An 18,152-nucleotide genomic window follows, 5' to 3' on the forward strand; every position below is an offset into this window, starting at 1 on the left:
GGGGAATGGAGCACACATGTCATCAACACCACTTTTTCAGCGAATCCGCCTTGCAGATTCCGACCCTTGTCCATGCTCAATCCCGGGGGATGGTGCGAGCTCGGCCGAAGGAACCGTCGTCACGTATGGGGATTGTTGTGCGCCGTTGCATCGGTTTGAACGGCAGGCTGAGACTGCAGTGGAGTTGATGCGGGCGCGATACAGCGCGTATGCAGCCCATGAAGCTGACTACTTGTGGAAGACATGGCATCCGAGGCGACGACCTGAGCTCATCACGTTTGATGATGGCGTGGAATGGCTGGGGCTGGAGATCCTCGACACGGTCGACGGTGGGGTGGGTCAGCGATCTGGCATTGTCGAGTTCCGCGCGTACTTTACTGACGCGCAGGGACGCGGAGAGTTCTGGGAGCGCTCCACATTTGAGATGCGGGCAAAGCGCTGGATGTACATCGAGGGCGACGTGTCCATTGACAACGTCGCCCTCAATAGGAAGTGACTCCTGCTGGAGTGGTGAGCCAGGCTAGGCTGTTTCCTTGTTTGCGTCCTCACGTGCAGCAATTGCGCCACCTGGAGTAACGCTGGAGATAACAGCGCGACCATCGGTGCGCTTATCCGACGGTGCGGAGTCACCATCGGAGTGATCCGTTGCGTTATCGTGCGACTTTTTGTGGCCGAATGGCAGTACGTGGAGAACAGCGACGATGATGGAACCCCAAATCGCACCAAACACCAGGGATCCGGCAGTGTTGACTAGCCAGGCGAGGAAGCCAGCTGGAACCATTGTTTCTAGGTGGTGAACCTGCGCGTATGGCCAGTGCCAGCCCAACTCGTCCAGACCGACCAGCATGATGTGGCCACCCACCCACAGCATTGCAAACGTGCCAATGACACCAATTGTGGACAGCACAACAGGCATGGCCTTGACCAGGCCCATGCCGAACTTTGCGGCAAAACCTGTGTGCTTCTTTGCCATGTGCAGGCCGATGTCATCCATCTTCACCAGCAACCCGACGACACCGTAGACCAACAAGGTCAGTGCAATGGCTACGACAATGAGAATGATCGTGCGATTCACGATCGGCTGGTCAGCAACCTCATTCAGCGAAATCACCATGATCTCTGCCGACAAAATCAGGTCGGTGAAGATCGCGGTCTTCACAAGTGTGTCTTCGTCGCGAGGAGACTTGTCCTCGGCTGCAGCGTGCAGATCAGCGTCGGGATTGCGCTTGTGCGCGATCTTCTCCCAAACTTTCTCCATGCCCTCGAAGCACAAGTAGGACCCACCAAGCATCAGAATGGGGGTGAGCGCCCACGGCAGGAACTGGCTGAGCAGCAATGCGATTGGGAGGATAATCAACAACTTGTTGACCAGCGACCCCTTCGCGATTCGCCAAATCATCGGAATTTCGCGTTTAGGCTGAATGCCGTCAACGAACTGTGGCGTCACAGCGGCATCGTCAACGACCACGCCAGCTGCCTTCGCACCAGCTTTAGAGGCAGCGGCTGCGATGTCATCAGTCGAGGCTGCGGCAGCCTTAGCGATCATTGCGATGTCATCAAGAAGGGCGACTAGGCCACCACTCATGCGATGTCTCCTCGGTGCAATTGCTGATAGGTCACGTTCTGGGATTGCATGCGGTCATATTATCTGTAAAACAGTCAAACCACCGGCAACTTCACCCGTACGTGCACGACATGGCAGAATCCTTGAACTATGACGGATCCACAGCAGCCCACTTCACGCCGCCCCTCTTTCGCCGAAACCTACGCCCAGGTGCAGGCAGGTTTGGGGAAGCTTCCCGACGAGCCGAATGCGCAAGCAGAAACGAACGAACCACAGCGCAACACTCGTCCAGTGTTCGCATTGGTTGTCGTTGATGCGCAGAATGATTTCGCTGAAGGTGGGGCGCTGGGGGTTGATGGCGCGATTCAGGCGTTCCGTAACACCTATCGCCATGTTGCAGGAAGTGCTGGAAAGTACTCGGTTATCGTCACGACTCGCGATGCTCATATCGATCCAGGCGAGCACTGGTCTGAGAACCCAGATTTCGTTAATTCTTGGCCACGACACTGTGCTGAGAGCGAAGCGGGTTCCGAGATTCATGCCGAAATGCACCGTGCACTGGATTACTTCGCCGTTATCAATCCGCAGGCAGTGCGCATTGATGTAGCGAAGGGTGCCTACGAAGCCGCCTACTCAGGTTTTGAAGGTGTCACTGAGGCACAAGTACCACTCGCAGAGGCACTTCGTTCCACTGAGGTCCAAAACCTCGATGTTGTCGGAGTCGCCACGGATCACTGCGTCCGGGCAACAGTTCTCGATGCGCTGAAGGAAGGCTTCACTGTTCGAGTCTTCACTGATCAGATCGCAGCCGTGTCTGCGGAGTCTGGCGACGCTGCTCTTGCAGAAATGGAAGCAGCCGGCGCCGAGATTATTCGCTAGCAGGGGGCAACGAGGGCGGGCCTAGCCGAAGCGAACGTCATCCAACGAAATTGGGGATAGTTCCTTGTGTAGGCGAGACGTGTCGACGTACTTGCCCGCATGGGTGATGAAACCTGCCACGGCGTCGTCGTCAAGTTCGCGGCGTACCTTCGCCGGAATGCCAGCAGCGAGGGATCGAGCCGGGATTTCCTGGCCCTCGAGGACGACGGCGCCGGCAGCGATGAGAGAGCCGGTGCCTACCTTCGAGTGGGAGAGCAGCGCGGACTTCATGCCAACCAGCGTGCCGTTTTCAACTGTGGTGCCGTGGATGAGGGCCATGTGGCCGACAGTGACGTCGTCACCAATGATGGTTTCTGCGTCCTCATCGACGTGAATAGTGGAATTGTCCTGGATATTGGTGCGCTCGCCGATACGGATCGAGTTGATATCGCCACGCAGGACGCAACCGTAAAACACAGAAGAGTCAGCGCCGATTTCGACGTCGCCGATAATGACCGCGCCAGGTGCAATCCACGCATCCTTGTGGATACGAGGAATCTTTCCGTTGCAGGGGAGAATGACTGGGGCAGGGGCAGAAATAGTTTCGTTGCTCATACTGTGCGATTGTGCCAGGGAAGTTTGCGCACGTCCCGGAAATTCCTAATTCATGGGGATAGAGTGGCCTCATGATTTTTATCGTCGTGAAGTTCAATGTGAAGCCTGAATACGCCGACTCTTGGATGGAGCATGTCGCTGAGTTCACTACTGCGACGCGCGCGGAATCTGGAAACAAGTGGTTCGACTGGTCGCGGTCAGTAGAAAACCCACAGGAATACGTGCTCGTCGAGGCATTTGACGATGACGCAGCTGGCGCGCACGTCAATTCTGACCACTTCCAGAAGGCCATGGAGACCATGCGCCCACTTCTGGTGGAGACGCCACGCATTGTGTCGCAGTCCTTGGAAGGTAAGGCCGACTGGGACCGCATGGGTGAGCTAGAGGTGAATTAGCGTCACCAACGGTGGGGTTGCTGTCGCAAAACCCCGCCGTGCCATCGTGCAGGTGTAGAAAATCAAGTCGTTTGCCAAATGTCACTCGCAGAGTCAGCGCGGGCGCTAGCGTAGAAATCGAAAGCGTAAATCTCGCGTTACTTTTCGGGAAAAGGAAGAGACTTCATGGCAAACGAAATCACTCGTGTTGGTGTTGTTGGTGCTGGCCAAATGGGCTCTGGCATCATCGAGGTATGTGCCAAGGCTGGTAGCGACGTTCTTGTATGGGAGGCGAAGCAGGAATTCCTGGATGCTGGCCGTGCGCGTCTCGAAAAGTCGTTGGACAAGGCAGTGTCCCGCGGAAAGATGGAGCAGGCTGACCGAGATGCGACTCTCGACCGCATTTCCTACACCACTGATTTCAAGGATTTCGCCGATCGCCAGCTGGTGATTGAAGCCATCGTGGAGAACCCAGAGATCAAGGCATCCGTGTTCTCCCAGCTGGATGAGGTCATTGAGGATCCGAATGCGATTCTCGCAACCAACACGTCATCTCTTCCTGTGCAGTCGATTGCGGCAGCAACGAAGAATCCTGAGCGCGTGATGGGTCTGCACTTCTTCAACCCTGTGCCAGTGTTGCCACTGGTCGAGCACGTCGTCACGCTGACCACCGGTGAGGTTCAGGCGGAGCGTGCGTATGCTTACGCATCCGAGGCGCTCGGCAAGAAGGTCATTCGTGCGACGGACCGTTCGGGCTTCATTGTGAACGCTTTGTTGGTTCCATACCTGTTCTCGGCAATGCGCATGTTGCAGGATGGTGTCGCATCGGCAGAGGATATCGATACCGGCATGGTTAACGGATGTGCGCACCCAATGGGGCCGCTGACGCTGTCCGACATGATTGGTCTGGATACCATCAAGTTCATTGGTGACGCCATGTTCGATGAGTACGCAGATGCTAACTACGCAGCTCCACCACTGCTGAAGCGCATGGTCGAGGCTGGTCACCTCGGACGTAAGTCCGGCAAGGGTTTCTACGACTACTCGAAGTAGGAGTGGATGTGAGCCCGACTAGGGGCTCAGAATGTGGATACGTGAAACACCAGGGAGTGCATTCCCTGGTGTTTTCGTGTCTAGAGCACATCGGTGCACATCGAGTAACGCCACGCCCTCGACTAAATTAACCTGAAATTCATTTACCCTTTAGGTAGTTGTTAATAACGCTCACCATTGTGTCGTATGAACAAAAGTTATTACTACATAAAGGAGTACGGCGTGGCTGCTCGTTCCCAGACCTCTGGTTTCCGTTCGCGCTTTGGAATTCGTGTGTGTGCCACGGTTTTGTCTGCAAGTGTATGTTTCGGAGCGCCTGCGCCGTTCACCTTCACGCCTGAAGCTTCCGCAGCGCCAGCTCGCCCGGATCTGCCACAAGTTCCAAGTTGGCGTCCAATTCCTACGATCCCTGGGCTTGCCGACGCTCTGCCAGTAGAGCAGGCTGCAGACGGTTCTCCGACGCCTCGTCCGTACCTTCCGTCGGAAGTTGCTCGCTCCTTCCCATCGGATTTCGCAACCGATAAGTGGTCTTACCTCTACATCGTCGATCCGTTTGTAGATGTGAAGGACAATCATCCTGAGATTATGGATCAGAACTTGGAAACGGTCATCCAGGTCAACAATGCAGCGAAGAACGATCCTGCCCTGGTCGAACAAGCTCTCGACGATGACCACAACGATCCGTTGATGAATATGTCCATCGCGTTCGGTCAGAACCTTGGCCAGCACTTCCGCGATGCTTTCAATGAAGATCGTTTGCCGAAGACGAAGGCCTTGCTGTCCGGCAATTTGGCCCGCGCAGGCGGAATCGCGAACTCATCTTTCATTGAGAAGTACACCTACGACTACGACCGTCCGTTCGTTGTCGCACCAGATCGTATTGAGCGCTACTACCGCGAGGGCGAGGACGATCCGTACTCGACCACTCCTGCATACCCATCGGGACACACCAACAAGGTGATGTGGACTGGTTCGCTGCTGAGCGTCATGCTTCCGGAGCTCGCCCCACAGATTCAGGTGCGCGCATCCGACGCGGGTCATTCGCGTCTCGTCATGGGTGTGCATTACCCACTGGATGTCATGGGCGGTCGCATGATGGGCAACCAGGCAGCTGCCGATCGTTGGGCTGACCCTGAGTTCCGTCCACTCATCGAAGCTGCCGCCGCAGAGCTGCGTGCAGAGCTCGAGTGGCGCTGTGGCTCCACCCTCGAAGAATGCGTTGCGACGGACACCCCGTACATGTCCAACGCCGACGCAGTGCGTGTCTACACCGAGCGCATGACCTACGGCTTCCCGCAGATTGGCCCAGCTGGCCAGGACATTCAGGTTCCTGCACGCTACGCGGGGTTGCTGGAAACTCGTTTCCCTGAGCTGACTGAACAGCAGCGCAACGAGGTACTGGCCCGCACCGCAATCGATTCGGGCTACCCGCTCGACCGTACCGACGGCGAAGCAAACCATGTGCGCATCAATATGGCACGTGCGCTCGCAGCCCAGGTCACCGTCAACGCGGATGGTTCGCTTAACATCCAGGGCTAATTTGCAGCTGCGATAGCGTTGCCAATCCGGTCAAGCGCGTCGTTGAGGATGCTTGGCGACGTCGCAAAGTTCAAGCGAACATGACCGGCCCCTTCGTCTCCGAATGCGAGACCGGGGTTGACGGCGACTCGTGCGTTGTCGAGAAGCCACTGTTGTGGTTCGACGCCGGACTGTGCGATCGCGTCGACTCCGCGGAGATCAAGCCAGGCCAGGAATGATGCAGCGTTTGGGGTGAACTTTGCGCCGGGCGCTACCTCGGGTAAGCGACGGGCGAGAGTCTCCTGGTTGGTGCGGAGCGAGTCGAGGAAGTTGTCCAGCCAGGCTTCGCCATGCGTATAGGCAGCGGTTGCGGCCACGAGGCCGAGTGTTGACATCCCCTCTCTCGCAGCGTGGGGGAGTTTTTGCCAGGTAGTGGCATCGTCGTCGTTAAGTATCAACTGTGCGCACTTCAAACCGGCGGTATTCCAGCCCTTGGACGTCGCGGTCACCGTGATAGTGACAGCAGCTGCGGTCTCCGACACGCTGGCAGTGGGAACGTGCTTTCCGTGCAAGACAACAGGTGCATGGATCTCGTCGGAGATGACCCTGGCGTTGTACTGCGCCGCAAGATCGGTGAGGCGGCGGAGTACCTCGGGCGCGTAGGTGAACCCCAGTGGGTTATTGGGAGCGGACAGGATGACTGAGCCTGCGCCGTTCTTGAAATGAGTTTCAAGGGCGTCGAGATCGGGGCCGGTGTAGTCGGCAGTCTGCACGGTTGGCACGAAGAGAGTGTCCCGCTCGGCCGTGGGGCCGACTTCGAAGAAGGGCATGTACGCCGGTGTAGGCACAACAACGGCAGACCCCGGTGCCGTCAAGTACTTCACTGCGAGGACGACACCTCGAACGACATCCGCGACAGGGAAAATGTGCTCCGCATTCGGTTGCCAGCCATAGCGCTGCTGGTACCACTGAGCTGTTGCGTTCTGCAGGGCTGACGTATCTTGCGAGGGGTAGCCGAGGTACTCACGATCCACTGCTTCGCGCACCGCTGTGAGAACCGCCGGGCACGTGACTGCATCAGTTTCGGCAACCCATAACGGCAGGACATCGGCTGGGTACGCTGTCCACTTCACCGTGCCACGACGGCGAAGGGTGTCGACATCGGGAAAGGTAACGTCATTCATGTTGGCAACTGTACACAAATAGGTGGCGATGTATAGACGGAGTTGTCTATTTGGTGTCGGTTAGTTGCAAAACCTCGCGCGCACATTCGAGGACTTTGTCTCGATCCGATGCGACTAGCCCAATCCTGCTTCGCCTATCCACAAGATCCTCAACAGTAAGGGCGCCTTCATGGGTGACATGCCATGCGAACTCCGCCCTGGTGATGTCTACGCCTTCTGCCACGGGATCGCATGGTCGTGACAATGGGCACTGAGAAATCACTTTTGCAGCTTCTGTACCGAACCGGGCTGTGACTGAATCAGGGATGTCTGACGCCTGGGAGGAATTTTGTGGCATCGGTTGCTGTGACTGGGCGAGAGGGCCGCCAGGAGCGCCAACGAGCGGAACATCGCGGGTGAGGCAAGGCTGAATGCGGTCGGCCACATTGCGTCCTGGCTGTCCCGTTGATTGTTCGCTGAGTTGCTTGACCACAGCGTCGACAACTTCTTCAGCCATCAAGCGGTATTCAGTGAGCTTTCCACCGGTAATGGAGATGAGCCCGTTTTCTGAGGTGATAAGGGCATGGTTTCGGGATAGGTCCGCAGTGCTTGGTGAATCATCCCCATCGGAAATCACATCAATGAGCGGTCGCAGACCTGAGAATGCGCCAATGACATCGTCCCTAGTCAACGGGGTGTCGAGAGCTTGATTAATGACGCCGAGAATGAAGTCGATGTCCGAGTCAGGCGTTGCGGGAACATCGGGAATCGGACCGTCAAGAGGCTCGTCGGTGATGCCGATGTAAGTGCGACCGTGCTGAGAGGGCAACGTGAAACAAAATCGGCTGCTCGAACCAGGAACGGGAACTGTCAATGATGACGACGAATTTCCCAGCTTGGCGGAGTCAACGACAATGTGCGTGCCCCGCGATGGGCGCACCCTGATTTCCGGCGCGAGATCGCCAGCCCACACACCCGTGGCATTGACTACTTGTCGCGCGCGGAGTCGAAGAGTCTCGCCAGAGAGGGTATCGGTCAACGTCAGCGACGTTCCGTCTACATCGGATGCTTTCACTTTTGTGAGCACTTTCGCGCCGTAGCTTGCCGCGGTTCGGGCGATGGCGACCACAAGACGAGCGTCGTCGATAAGCTGTCCGTCATAGTTCAGGTGGCCACAGCGAAGCGATGTGTTCTTCACTCCGGGCACGAGCTGAGCGACCCGTTTCGCCGATACCGTGCGCGACCGTGGCAGCGTTGTGGCTGACGTACGAGACAACACTCGTAGAACATCACCTGCGATGAATCCGATTCGCGGTAGAAGTGCCTTTCCTAGTGGTTGGCCTGCGTAAACGGGGACCACCTGGGGGATTGCACGTACGAGATGCGGTGCGGTCTTCTCCATCAAGACGCGACGTTCGTTTGCAGATCTTTGGGCGATTCCGACATTTCCTGACGCCAAGTACCTCAGCCCACCGTGCACGAGTTTCGACGACCACCGAGAGGTGCCGAATGCTAGGTCGTGTGCATCCACAAGAACTGTTTTCAGACCTCGCGACGCCGCATCGAGAGCGATTCCAGCGCCTGTCACTCCGGCACCGATGATGACAAGATCGGGTTGCTCATCAACTGTTGAACTGGCGGAGATTCTCTTCAGCTCCTGCCATTCTGCGTTGCGACGGCTCGCATTCAAGGCAGATGAGTGCGTTGGCTGTGGACGCGTTGACTGTGGGAGTGTGCGCTGTGAATTGTGCTTAGGCACCAAAATCTCCAATACGGTTTTTAGGATGAGCTGGCTTTTAGGTAGTGTGAAAAAGGAAAGAGTTGCCGAGTTAGGAAGGAGACACGCTGATGGAAAATTCGCTGGCATTGTTCCACCGCGATCCATCGTCGCAGCTGTGTTGTTGTCTCCTGTCCGCGTCGCAACTCCGTAGAAGTCTCGGCTAGTGTGCGCGCAGGTTATGCCTGCTACACAGCTGCCTTTTTGAGTTTGCCACGCGGACGTTTCAGATCAATCAATTGACCTGCACTCTGACTTTTAGGCAACAACACCATGTCTTCTGCTATCCAAGCTGCTGCGGAAACCACGCCAGTCGCGTCGATTTCTCCATTCACTCTCGACGAGTACGTTTCGCTGTTCATTTATGACGGACCGTCGAGTCCCGAGATCCTTTCCAGTGATCTCGTGACTCTTATTTCCTAATTCGAAACCACTAGCTGGGGTCTTGGCTGTAGGCCTCGTTCAACGTTCGCGGGCCGCTCGCTAGCTTTCCTGGGTTGAGAATTCCGGCCGGATCGAACTCGCGTTTCACCGCGCGGAGCGCCTGAGCAAATAGTTCGGTGTTCTCTTCGTAGAACTGTGGACAGTGATCGCGGCCAATGCCGTGATGATGAGTAATCGTCCCGTCATGACTCATGATGGCATCACCGGCAGCAGTCTTGATATCGATCCACTGCTGAATTTCTTCGCCTTCCTTTTCCCGGAAGAAGTACGTGAAGTACAGCGAACATCCTGTGCGGTACGTGTGCGAAATATGGCAGAAAACGTAGGCTGGCGTGCCGTGTTTCTGCGCTGCTGCTTCCATCGCGCTCGTGACTTCGGCTTTCAGCTTTGCGACGTTACCCCAGGTCGTTGCTGTTTCCAAGGTGTCGACACCAACACGCTTGGTCATGAGGACATCGCGCAGATATGGGGAGGTGAATCGATGGTCTACCCACATCATTCCCGGGACACTGCCAAGGCGTACGCAGTGCTGTCGTGCAAACGCCAGTGCGAGCTTCTCCCGTGCGAGGCGGGCTGCGCGTCCAGAGCTGTCAGTGAAACCGAAGATAGCCATACAAGGGGTCGACATGCCACGAAGTTGAAGATACTTCTTCAGTCTCGTTTGAATCGTGGAGTTTCCAAGTTGTGCGATGCCAAAGGCTGTCTCTTTTTCATCGGATAGCCGTGCCAGGTGTGGTGTTGCTCCGGACTGCTCGAGCTGCTGAAGCGCGCGAGTACCCGCTTCAAAGTTGGGGAAGAAGTATGTATCGAAGAGCATCTTCTTGGTCTTCCGATGCAGCTGCAACGTAACCTGGGTAATGATTCCCAGTGTCCCCTCTGACCCCAGAAATAGCTCACGTGGATCGGGGCCAGCGGCTGACGACGGCATGTCCCGGAATTGCATGATGCCCTGTGGGGTGACTACACGAAGTCCGATGACGTTTCGATCAATTCGTCCATACCCGGACGACTCTTGCCCAGCAGAGCGGCACGACACCCAACCGCCGACCGTGGAGAACTCGAAAGACTGTGGGAAATGACCGCAGGTGAAGCCCTCGTCGTTCAGGGTTTTCTCGAGGTCCGGTCCATATACGCCACACTGGACTGTGGCTGTTTCGGCCTCGCGATCAATGTGCAGCACCTTGTTAAAAGCTGCGGTCGATACTGCAATTGCAGCGGTGAACCCAGCGGAGGATGACTCCACACCGCCAACCACGGATGTTCCTCCGCCAAAGGCAACAACAGCGATTTTCTGTTCGGAGCAGAGCTGAAGGAGCTCGAGCAGTGCTTCTTCGGTCTGTGGATAGACGACTGCGTCCGGGGCATCAGGCAAATCGGCGGCACGCAATCGGACGAGGTCAGGGTAGCTGCGCCCGACGCTGTGCTGTACTCGGGTGTCGTGGTCGACAGCGACGTTGTCGGCGCCGACAACGGATTGAATCGCCTCCACAGCATCGGAGGTCAAACGACTGTCGGGAATGGTGACGTCGTCGATGGCCGGTGGGGGATTCGAAGCGTGCCGATCCATCTCGATATCCCGCTCCAAGAGAGCGATGGCACTCGGCGTAAGTGGCTTGTCGTGTCCGTCAGTTCCCCAACCCCACCATCGCATTCGGTGTAGTGGCTTACCAGGGTGGTCGTCGATTGTCATTGAGCGATCTCCGCCTAACGCTGTGTGTAAGAAACGCAGTGTGTATAAAAACAAGTCTTAGCAGTTGCGCGTTCTAGCATCCCTAAAATTGGCTCTGAATTTACAATTTTTCGAAAATTGTCCCAAAGTTATCTCAATCCGCTAGTTTCTGTCAGCATAGGAAAGCTGTTTCGGTGAAGCTTGATTGAGGAGGCCACGTGATTGACGACTCTTCATCGTCACACAGTGCGGATGATGTGCAAACACCAGGAAAGCCACTCGTGCATGGGCTGTCGGGCAATGCCTATCCGCTGGGTTTCGCTCAGATTGAGACGGTGGCGCTCGTCGTCAATCCATTAGCCGGCTCAGGTATGGCACATCGAGCAGCTCAGCATGCGGTCGAGGCATTCGTAGAACGTGATGTCGACGTCGTTACGCTGCAAGGTTCCAGCCCTGATGATGCTCGCCACATGATGTCCGAGGTCATCGCTGATGACCGCTTTGACGCGCTCGTGGTCGTGGGCGGCGATGGTCTAGTCAATCTTGCATTGCAGGAACAAGCGGGCAGTGGCATGCCACTTGGGCTCATTCCGTCGGGAACTGGAAACGACCATGCACGCGAGTACTCGATTCCTCGCCATGATGCCCGCGCCGCTGCGCGCGTCATCGCCGACGGTTTTTGGACTCATACAGACCTCGCCCGCATCACTGATGCAGAGGGCAAGCAAATGTGGTTCGGCACGATCATGTGCTCCGGCTTTGACTCGCTAGTCACGGACCGCGCGAACACGATGTCCTGGCCACACGGAAAGAACCGTTATCATTTGGCTCTCGCACGCGAGTTCGTCAACTTCAAGGCGTTGCCGTTTCGGATCACGCTTGACGACGATGTCGTGCTCGATGACGAGATCACCTTGGCTGCATTCGGCAACACCCGATCGTACGGAGGTGGCATGCTGATTTGTCCGGCAGCGAACCATTGCGATGGGGTGATGGACATTACGGTCGTCGGCAAAGCTAGCCGACTTCGTGCGGGGCGGGCGCTGAGCAGCGTGTTCTCGGGGAAGCATGTTGAGTACGACGAAGTGACAACGCATAGAGCGAAAAAGGCCCACGTAGAGTACGTGGGCAATGGTGAGGATCTGAGCGTTTATGCTGACGGCGAGTACATGGCGAAGCTTCCAGTGACGGTGGAGATCGTGCCGGGCGCGGGCAAGTTTTTGGTGCCGCGCCCGTAGCCGAAGCTAGACCACCGGGGCGCTAGCGGCTCGCGTCGGCGGTGTCGTTGTCGACATCAACGTCAGCGTCCTCTTCGTCGTCGGTCATGCCGTCTTTGAGGCCGAACTCGCGTAGACGCTTGCGGTCTGCAGCCGATGCCGATGCAGTCAGGCGCAGCAGCTCGGCGTAGATACCACCGGATTGGGCAAGCTCAGCTGGGGAGCCGATCTCATGCACGTGGCCATCCTTCAATGTGACGATGGTGTCTACATCCGAAATCGTCGACAAGCGGTGCGCAATGATGAGAGTTGTACGACCCTCCATCAACTGCTCGAGACCGTGCTGAACTTCGCGCTCTGCCTTGGTATCGAGAGCAGACGTTGCCTCGTCCAAAATCAGCACTGGAGCGTCCTTCAGGATCGCGCGGGCAATCGCGATTCGCTGCTTCTGGCCACCAGAGAGTTTGAGTCCGCGTTCGCCGATCATGGTGTCGTAGCCGTCCTTGAACTTCACGACGAAGTCATGAGCGTTTGCGCGCCGGGCGGCGTCAATAATTTCCTCGTCGGAGGCTGCCGGGCGACCGTACGCGATGTTTTCCCGGATTGTGCCGGAGAACAGTGCCGCGTCCTGGAAGACGACGCCGGTGGTGGCTCGTAGATCCGAGATTGACATGGTGGCTGCAGAGGTGTCGCACACCGTAATGTCGCCCTTGGTTGGCTGGTAGAAGCCGAGCAGCAAATTCACAATGGTGGATTTGCCACCACCGGACTCACCGACGAGAGCGATCTTTTCGCCCGGCGCAGCGGAGAACGTCACATCGGTCAACACTGCGTTGTCTTTTTCGTACTCGAAGGTGACGTTATTGAATGCCAGTGCGTCAGTGACGCCGTCGACACTCAACTTCGTGCCTGGCTGATCGAAGCCCTGTGCACCAGTACGGATTTCGCCGTTGGTTTCAGCCGCATCGAGCAGAGCCTTCGTTGCCGAAGGCTCTGGATCTAGCTCCATGACGTGGAAGTAGTCCTTGGAGCCAGCAATTGCGCGTTGTGCAGCATCAACAATGAAGCTCATCATCGTTGCTGGTTGGCGGGCCATATTGACCAGCTGAATCAGCATAATCATGGTGCCGATGGTGAACTCGCCGTGGAGGGTGCGCAGGAAAATCATCACATAGATGCCAGCGAAGATGAGATTCAAGATGGCACCGCGAATGGAGTCCATCTGGTGCCACCACGAGGACTGCTTGCGCGACAACGACACTGTCGTGTCGAAGTGCCGACCAAAGTTGAAAATCTCACGCATCTCGGCAGTGAAAGAACGAGTAACCTTCACTTGGCCGATAACCTCGGCGAAACGACCACCAGCGGCGTCGATCTCCTTGTTTTTCTCGCCCTCGATCTTTTGCCATTTCTTCGAAGTCAGAGCCGTCAACCACATGTAGGTGGGGAACACCAACACCAGTAGGACGGCCAGCGGCCAGTAGTGCCAACCAGTAATCGCCAATACTGCGGCGATAGTGAGCAGCATGGGGAAGAAGTTGTTAGAGAACGTCTGGAGGAACTGCGTGATGTTCGTAATTGATCGCTCCAGGCGGGCGATAATCGTGCCTGTCACCTGGTTGTCGAAGTAGCGCTGTGGCAAGCCGAGAAGCTTTGCGAAATAGCGCGTCGACAAGATTTCGCGCATCCGGGCGGTCATAATATCGCCCAAGTAGCCACCAATATTGTGGATGATGGTCTGCGACAAGTCAGCAATGAGCAAGCCCGCTGTCAGCCACAACACTGTCGTCGTAGCCTTTTCGAGCACACTTTGTGCCGGGCCATTCGGGCCAGAATCAGAGATAGCAGACACGATCGCATCTGTTGCATCGCGCACCAGGAATGGGCTGATTAGTGTGGCCACCGCGGTGAGCAGTGAGCACACAATAATGCCGACGTAAAAAGGCCACAGCACCTTGGTGGTGCCGAGAATTCGCGCAAGTGATTGCACTACGAAAGCTCCTTCGCGCAGAGCGTAGATAGACGTCGAAGTAAGGACGATGCCAACTGTAGTGCCAATGGCTGATTAGTAAACAACTGCGTTCGTTGCGCTATCCGTCCACCAGGTGCCATGGGCGACGTTTTCAATCCACACCGTGACTTTCCGTGGCTCAGTCTGCGCGCGTGACGACGGCTCCGCCCACACTGCAGCACGGTCCACCACAATGCCGTGCGCACAGCGGGTAACCCAGTGGAATTCGCCAGGCTTATGCAGATCAACTCGGCGACCGGAGTCCGGTTCGACGGTGACCAAGATGTCGCCCAGAGCAGTGGCGTAGGTATCGGCGACGAGAAGCGTGACTGCGTCGTCGTTAGGCGGTGGGGTGAGTGCCTTGGGCGCTGCGTAAGGAGTGTTGAGGATTGCAGTAGTCATGCGGGTAGAACCTTCCAGAGTCGAGTGCTTCCGACCGTGCGGTGTGCACGGTGGCAGGTCGTATCCCCGGGAGTGGAAGGGTACCGTGGGCTCGCACCGCGGTTGCCAGGAAAGTGGACGGCTTTGTCCCGGGCAAAAGTCACTTTCCTTCTGGACCTGACCCCACTCTAGACTAAGCGGTCTACTTTATGTCAAGTCTTCGTTGAGAAGACGCTGCACCGCAGCCAAAGGCAGCTCCAGCCAATCTGGGCGATTCTGGGCTTCATACAAGCACTCGTAAATGGCTTTATCGAGGATGAAAGCGTTCAGGAGGCGCTCGTCGAAAAGCGATCCGGAATCGGGAGCGGAGGTCGACACTTCTGCATCCGGGTCGATCTGCGAGTAACCGCGAAGAAATTCAGCGATATTACGTGAAGCCCACTCGGCGACGCGCTGGCGAGCGGTAGCGGAATCATCGCGTCCTGCGAGAAGCGGGAAGTGCGCGGCGTAGTCGAAAGAACGGATCATACCTGCGATGTCGCGTAGTGGGTGATCCGGTAGACGGCGCTCCTCCCACGGACGCGACGGCTCCCCCTCGAAGTCAATGAGCAGCCAGTGTCGTGGCGTACGTAAGACTTGCCCCAGGTGCAGGTCGCCATGAATTCGCTGGACGACGACTCCGTCCTTCGACACAGCTTCGGCTGCAGCGACGAAGACCTTTTCTGCTGCGTCTGCACGCTCGGCGATTTCTGGAACAAGCTGTGCGACGTGAGTGAGGCGCTCACGCATGGGAGCGACGAGTTCCTCTCCGGATACCGTGCGATTAGCAGGCAGGGCAGCGGCCAGGTGGGCATGGACTTCTGCAACGGCTTGACCGAGTTGCAATGCTTCAGTATCGAAGTCAGTACCGAGGTCGCCGATGTCGGTCAGTGGGTCGCGAATTACATCGCGCACAGAGGTCAGCGCCATTGCCCAGCCGTCTGCAGAGTTCGGCAAGAAGGACTGCAACATGGCGGTGGTATAGGTATCCGTGTTGGAGTCGTCGCCGATCTCTAATTCGATCCAACCGAAAAGGTGCGGTACGGATTCGCAGTTGGACGTAGAAAGGGCAGCGAGCAACTCGACATCGGCATTCGTGCCTGGATGTAGGCGGCGGAAGAATTTGCACATCACGGCATCGTCGAAGATGACCGATGTATTGGACTGCTCGACCCCCATTGGACGACCATGCTCCGGCACATTCAACTCCGTACCAGGAACGCGACGAAGCTTCATCGCGCCCAGCGAGCCGGTCTTTAGTAGTTCTTGTCCCAGTGCCGTGACGCAGTCGGCATCGCCGAGCGCGTCATAGCCGATGACACCGTCGCCGTTGACCAACATGGCAGGTGGTGTCGACGTCTCATGGTCTGGCAATCCGTGTGCCCAGGCGATGGGAAGCTGGTACGTCGGCGACGCAGCTGCCGTTCGCACAGCAACAATCACCATGTCAACATCTGGCGCCGTGGCGTGGTCACGGATTGCTGGTGACGAATCGATAATCTCAATTGCCTCGATGTCGGCAGCCTTATCGGCGAAGAATCGCAAGGAAGGCAGCGTATGCGCCAACTCAGCAGCGATTAGGTCTGTGGAGGGAATCTCAACGTGGCTCATCGCAATTAGCCCTTCTTCGAATCTGTGGTGGGAACATCAGTGGTGTTGCCGGTGGCAGTCGCTGGAACTGGTGCGTCAGAAATAGCTTGCGCTACAGGAACCGTCGGCGCAGCAGAAGACGCTTCCACGGAGGGAGCTTCGGGTGGTGCTTCCAACTCGAACCAGTAGAAACCGTGACCCGGCAAGGTGACTTGGTACGGTGTCGAATCGATTGTTGGGAACGGAATGGATCCGGTTAGTTCGATCGGTGTGCTGCGTGCGAACTCAGATAGATCGAGCTCGACTGCCTGCGGATACTTAGACAGGTTATTGACACACAAAATGCGCTCGCCGTCGTACTCGCGTAGGTACGTGAACACGCTTGGGTTTGCGTTGTCGAGTTCTCGGAAATCACCCAACCCGAACGCGTTGTACCGCTTGCGCACATGAATCAATCGCCGCACCCAGTTCAGCAAAGAGTTCTTTGACGTGGATTGATTCTCGACATTGATGGCCTGGTATCCGTATGTCGCATCTTGAACCGTCGGCAAGTACAGCCGTCCCGGATCACACTTGGAGAAACCGGCGTTGCGGTCTGGGGACCACTGCATTGGGGTGCGAACACCATCGCGGTCGCCCAGCCAAATATTGTCGCCCATGCCGATTTCATCGCCATAGTAGAGAACTGGTGAGCCAGGCAGCGACAGCAACATCGCGTTAAATAGCTCCAGCTGGTTGCGGTCATTATCGAGCAACGGAGCTAGACGACGTCGAATGCCTATGTTCGCTTTCATTCGAGGGTCCTTCGCATACTCGCGATACATGTAGTCGCGTTCTGCATCGGTGACCATTTCCAGAGTTAGCTCATCGTGATTTCGCAGGAAGATTCCCCATTGCGCAGTTTCTGGGATGTCCGGGGTGGACTCGAGGATCTCAGAAATAGGGAAGCGGGATTCCTTGCGAACCGCCATGAAAATACGAGGCATCAGCGGGAAGTGGAATGCCATGTGGCACTCATCGCCACCAGTGGCCGGGTCGCCGAAGTACTCGACGACATCTTCTGGCCATTGGTTCGCTTCTGCGAGCAGCACGCGACCTGGGTACTCGTTATCCATGACGGCGCGGCAGCGCTTCAAGAAATCATGCGTTTCAGGCAAGTTCTCACAGTTAGTGCCTTCTCGCTCGAAGAGGTACGGCACAGCATCCAATCGGAAACCATCAATGCCAAGGTCGGACCAGAAGCGGAGGACGTCGAGCATTGCTTCCTGCACGGCTGGATTGTCGTAGTTCAAGTCCGGCTGGTGGGAGAAGAAACGGTGCCAGTAGTACTGACCGCGAACTGGATCGTAGGTCCAGTTGGATTCTTCGGTGTCGACGAAGATAATGCGGGCACCGGAGTACTGCTCGGGATCATCTGTCCATACGTAAAAGTCGCCGTAAGGGCCATCCGGGTTCATTCGTGATTCTTGGAACCACTCGTGGGTATCGGAGGTGTGATTCATGACCAAGTCGGTAATCACGCGGATGCCACGGGCATGGGCTTCGTCGAGAAGCGTTTTGAAATCGTCGACGGTACCGAACTCCGGAAGCACTGCGCGGAAATCGCGAATGTCGTAGCCACCATCGCGGAGCGGGGAATCGTAGAAAGGCGGAAGCCAGAGACAATCGACTCCGAGCCATTGCACGTAGTCGAGTTTCTCGGTTAATCCGCGCAGGTCGCCAGACCCGTTGTTATCTGAATCGTTGAATGCGCGAACCAGCACTTCGTAGAAAACTGCACTGCGGTACCAATCATTCATGCAAACCACGGTAGGAGGAAATGGCGATCAGCGCAGTGGAATTTTGTGGAAACTGGCGCAGAATCCCACCGTAAACGCGA

General features: G+C 56.7%; 16 protein-coding genes. 7 read left to right on the forward strand and 9 right to left on the reverse strand.

The annotated features are described in order from the left end of the window. The first annotated feature begins 16 nt into the window (after positions 1-16). Positions 17-496, forward strand: coding sequence for a YchJ family protein (locus tag WG938_RS07805; RefSeq protein WP_339979441.1), 480 nt, complete (start codon positions 17-19; stop codon positions 494-496). Positions 497-520: 24 nt separating this feature from the next. Here the strand turns inward: WG938_RS07805 and WG938_RS07810 are convergent, their stop codons facing one another. Next, positions 521-1,585: a DUF808 domain-containing protein gene (locus WG938_RS07810; RefSeq protein ID WP_339979443.1), complete on the reverse strand. Its 1,065-nt coding sequence runs from the start codon at positions 1,583-1,585 to the stop codon at positions 521-523. A 129-nt stretch (positions 1,586-1,714) separates the two neighbouring features. Between WG938_RS07810 and WG938_RS07815 the strand changes: the two genes are divergently transcribed. Beyond that, positions 1,715-2,443, forward strand: coding sequence for an isochorismatase family protein (locus WG938_RS07815; protein WP_339979446.1), 729 nt, complete (start codon positions 1,715-1,717; stop codon positions 2,441-2,443). A gap of 21 nt (positions 2,444-2,464) precedes the next feature. Here WG938_RS07815 and WG938_RS07820 read toward each other — a convergent pair whose 3' ends face one another. Beyond that, the gene (locus WG938_RS07820; RefSeq protein ID WP_339979448.1) at positions 2,465-3,037 is read right to left on the reverse strand and encodes a gamma carbonic anhydrase family protein; all 573 of its coding nucleotides are present in this window, start codon (positions 3,035-3,037) and stop codon (positions 2,465-2,467) included. A 71-nt stretch (positions 3,038-3,108) separates the two neighbouring features. Between WG938_RS07820 and WG938_RS07825 the strand changes: the two genes are divergently transcribed. The 3 genes from WG938_RS07825 (at position 3,109) to WG938_RS07835 (ending at position 6,003) form a co-directional block, all read left to right on the forward strand. Continuing rightward, positions 3,109-3,432 carry a putative quinol monooxygenase gene (locus tag WG938_RS07825; protein WP_339979450.1) on the forward strand — a complete coding sequence of 108 codons (324 nt, stop codon included), beginning with the start codon at positions 3,109-3,111 and terminating at the stop codon, positions 3,430-3,432. A gap of 165 nt (positions 3,433-3,597) precedes the next feature. Further along, on the forward strand, positions 3,598-4,464 hold the full coding sequence (locus tag WG938_RS07830; protein WP_339979452.1) for a 3-hydroxybutyryl-CoA dehydrogenase: 867 nt from the start codon (positions 3,598-3,600) through the stop codon (positions 4,462-4,464). A gap of 222 nt (positions 4,465-4,686) precedes the next feature. Further along, positions 4,687-6,003, forward strand: a complete 1,317-nt coding sequence (locus tag WG938_RS07835; RefSeq protein ID WP_339979454.1) for a phosphatase PAP2 family protein — start codon at positions 4,687-4,689, stop codon at positions 6,001-6,003. Here WG938_RS07835 and WG938_RS07840 read toward each other — a convergent pair. After that, positions 6,000-7,166 (reverse strand): MalY/PatB family protein, encoded by a 1,167-nt coding sequence (locus WG938_RS07840; RefSeq protein WP_339979456.1) that lies wholly within the window; start codon positions 7,164-7,166, stop codon positions 6,000-6,002. The genes WG938_RS07835 and WG938_RS07840 overlap by 4 nt on opposite strands. Positions 7,167-7,212: 46 nt before the next feature. Then, positions 7,213-8,904, reverse strand: a complete 1,692-nt coding sequence (locus WG938_RS07845) for a glycerol-3-phosphate dehydrogenase/oxidase (protein ID WP_339979458.1) — start codon at positions 8,902-8,904, stop codon at positions 7,213-7,215. 291 nt (positions 8,905-9,195) lie between these two features. Between WG938_RS07845 and WG938_RS07850 the strand changes: the two genes are divergently transcribed. Beyond that, entirely contained in the window at positions 9,196-9,345 is a 150-nt protein-coding gene (locus WG938_RS07850; protein WP_339979461.1) for a hypothetical protein, read from the forward strand. A 10-nt stretch (positions 9,346-9,355) separates the two neighbouring features. On the opposite strand, the gene WG938_RS07855 is transcribed toward WG938_RS07850, so the two are convergent. Continuing rightward, positions 9,356-11,056: an FAD-binding oxidoreductase gene (locus tag WG938_RS07855; RefSeq protein WP_339979463.1), complete on the reverse strand. Its 1,701-nt coding sequence runs from the start codon at positions 11,054-11,056 to the stop codon at positions 9,356-9,358. 260 nt (positions 11,057-11,316) lie between these two features. Here WG938_RS07855 and WG938_RS07860 point away from each other — a divergent pair, with 260 nt between their 5' ends. Further along, positions 11,317-12,273, forward strand: coding sequence for a diacylglycerol kinase (locus tag WG938_RS07860; RefSeq protein WP_445292912.1), 957 nt, complete (start codon positions 11,317-11,319; stop codon positions 12,271-12,273). A 22-nt stretch (positions 12,274-12,295) separates the two neighbouring features. Here the strand turns inward: WG938_RS07860 and WG938_RS07865 are convergent, their stop codons facing one another. The 4 genes from WG938_RS07865 to treS all read right to left on the reverse strand — a co-directional run bounded on the left by WG938_RS07865 (position 12,296) and on the right by treS (position 18,072). Next, positions 12,296-14,242 carry an ABC transporter ATP-binding protein gene (locus WG938_RS07865; RefSeq protein WP_339979466.1) on the reverse strand — a complete coding sequence of 649 codons (1,947 nt, stop codon included), beginning with the start codon at positions 14,240-14,242 and terminating at the stop codon, positions 12,296-12,298. A 75-nt stretch (positions 14,243-14,317) separates the two neighbouring features. After that, entirely contained in the window at positions 14,318-14,665 is a 348-nt protein-coding gene (locus WG938_RS07870) for a hypothetical protein (protein ID WP_339979469.1), read from the reverse strand. Between the two features lie 186 nt (positions 14,666-14,851). Then, positions 14,852-16,294 (reverse strand): maltokinase N-terminal cap-like domain-containing protein, encoded by a 1,443-nt coding sequence (locus WG938_RS07875; RefSeq protein WP_339979471.1) that lies wholly within the window; start codon positions 16,292-16,294, stop codon positions 14,852-14,854. Between the two features lie 5 nt (positions 16,295-16,299). Further along, on the reverse strand, positions 16,300-18,072 hold the full coding sequence (gene treS, locus WG938_RS07880) for a maltose alpha-D-glucosyltransferase (protein ID WP_339979472.1): 1,773 nt from the start codon (positions 18,070-18,072) through the stop codon (positions 16,300-16,302). Positions 18,073-18,152: the final 80 nt, after the last annotated feature.

The organism is Corynebacterium sp. H113 (assembly GCF_037572315.1).
In the GTDB taxonomy this organism is placed as follows: domain Bacteria; phylum Actinomycetota; class Actinomycetes; order Mycobacteriales; family Mycobacteriaceae; genus Corynebacterium.

Excerpts from the sequence above, each read along its gene's own strand:
- WG938_RS07815 (WP_339979446.1), top strand. The coding sequence starts at position 1,715 with ATGACGGATCCACAGCAGCCCACTTCACGCCGCCCCTCTTTCGCCGAA.
- WG938_RS07850 (WP_339979461.1), top strand. The coding sequence starts at position 9,196 with ATGTCTTCTGCTATCCAAGCTGCTGCGGAAACCACGCCAGTCGCGTCG.
- WG938_RS07855 (WP_339979463.1), bottom strand. The coding sequence starts at position 11,056 with ATGACAATCGACGACCACCCTGGTAAGCCACTACACCGAATGCGATGG.
- treS (WP_339979472.1), bottom strand. The coding sequence starts at position 18,072 with ATGAATGATTGGTACCGCAGTGCAGTTTTCTACGAAGTGCTGGTTCGC.
- WG938_RS07810 (WP_339979443.1), bottom strand. The coding sequence starts at position 1,585 with ATGAGTGGTGGCCTAGTCGCCCTTCTTGATGACATCGCAATGATCGCT.
- WG938_RS07805 (WP_339979441.1), top strand. The coding sequence starts at position 17 with ATGTCATCAACACCACTTTTTCAGCGAATCCGCCTTGCAGATTCCGAC.
- WG938_RS07825 (WP_339979450.1), top strand. The coding sequence starts at position 3,109 with ATGATTTTTATCGTCGTGAAGTTCAATGTGAAGCCTGAATACGCCGAC.
- WG938_RS07820 (WP_339979448.1), bottom strand. The coding sequence starts at position 3,037 with ATGAGCAACGAAACTATTTCTGCCCCTGCCCCAGTCATTCTCCCCTGC.
- WG938_RS07840 (WP_339979456.1), bottom strand. The coding sequence starts at position 7,166 with ATGAATGACGTTACCTTTCCCGATGTCGACACCCTTCGCCGTCGTGGC.
- WG938_RS07830 (WP_339979452.1), top strand. The coding sequence starts at position 3,598 with ATGGCAAACGAAATCACTCGTGTTGGTGTTGTTGGTGCTGGCCAAATG.
- WG938_RS07875 (WP_339979471.1), bottom strand. The coding sequence starts at position 16,294 with ATGAGCCACGTTGAGATTCCCTCCACAGACCTAATCGCTGCTGAGTTG.
- WG938_RS07870 (WP_339979469.1), bottom strand. The coding sequence starts at position 14,665 with ATGACTACTGCAATCCTCAACACTCCTTACGCAGCGCCCAAGGCACTC.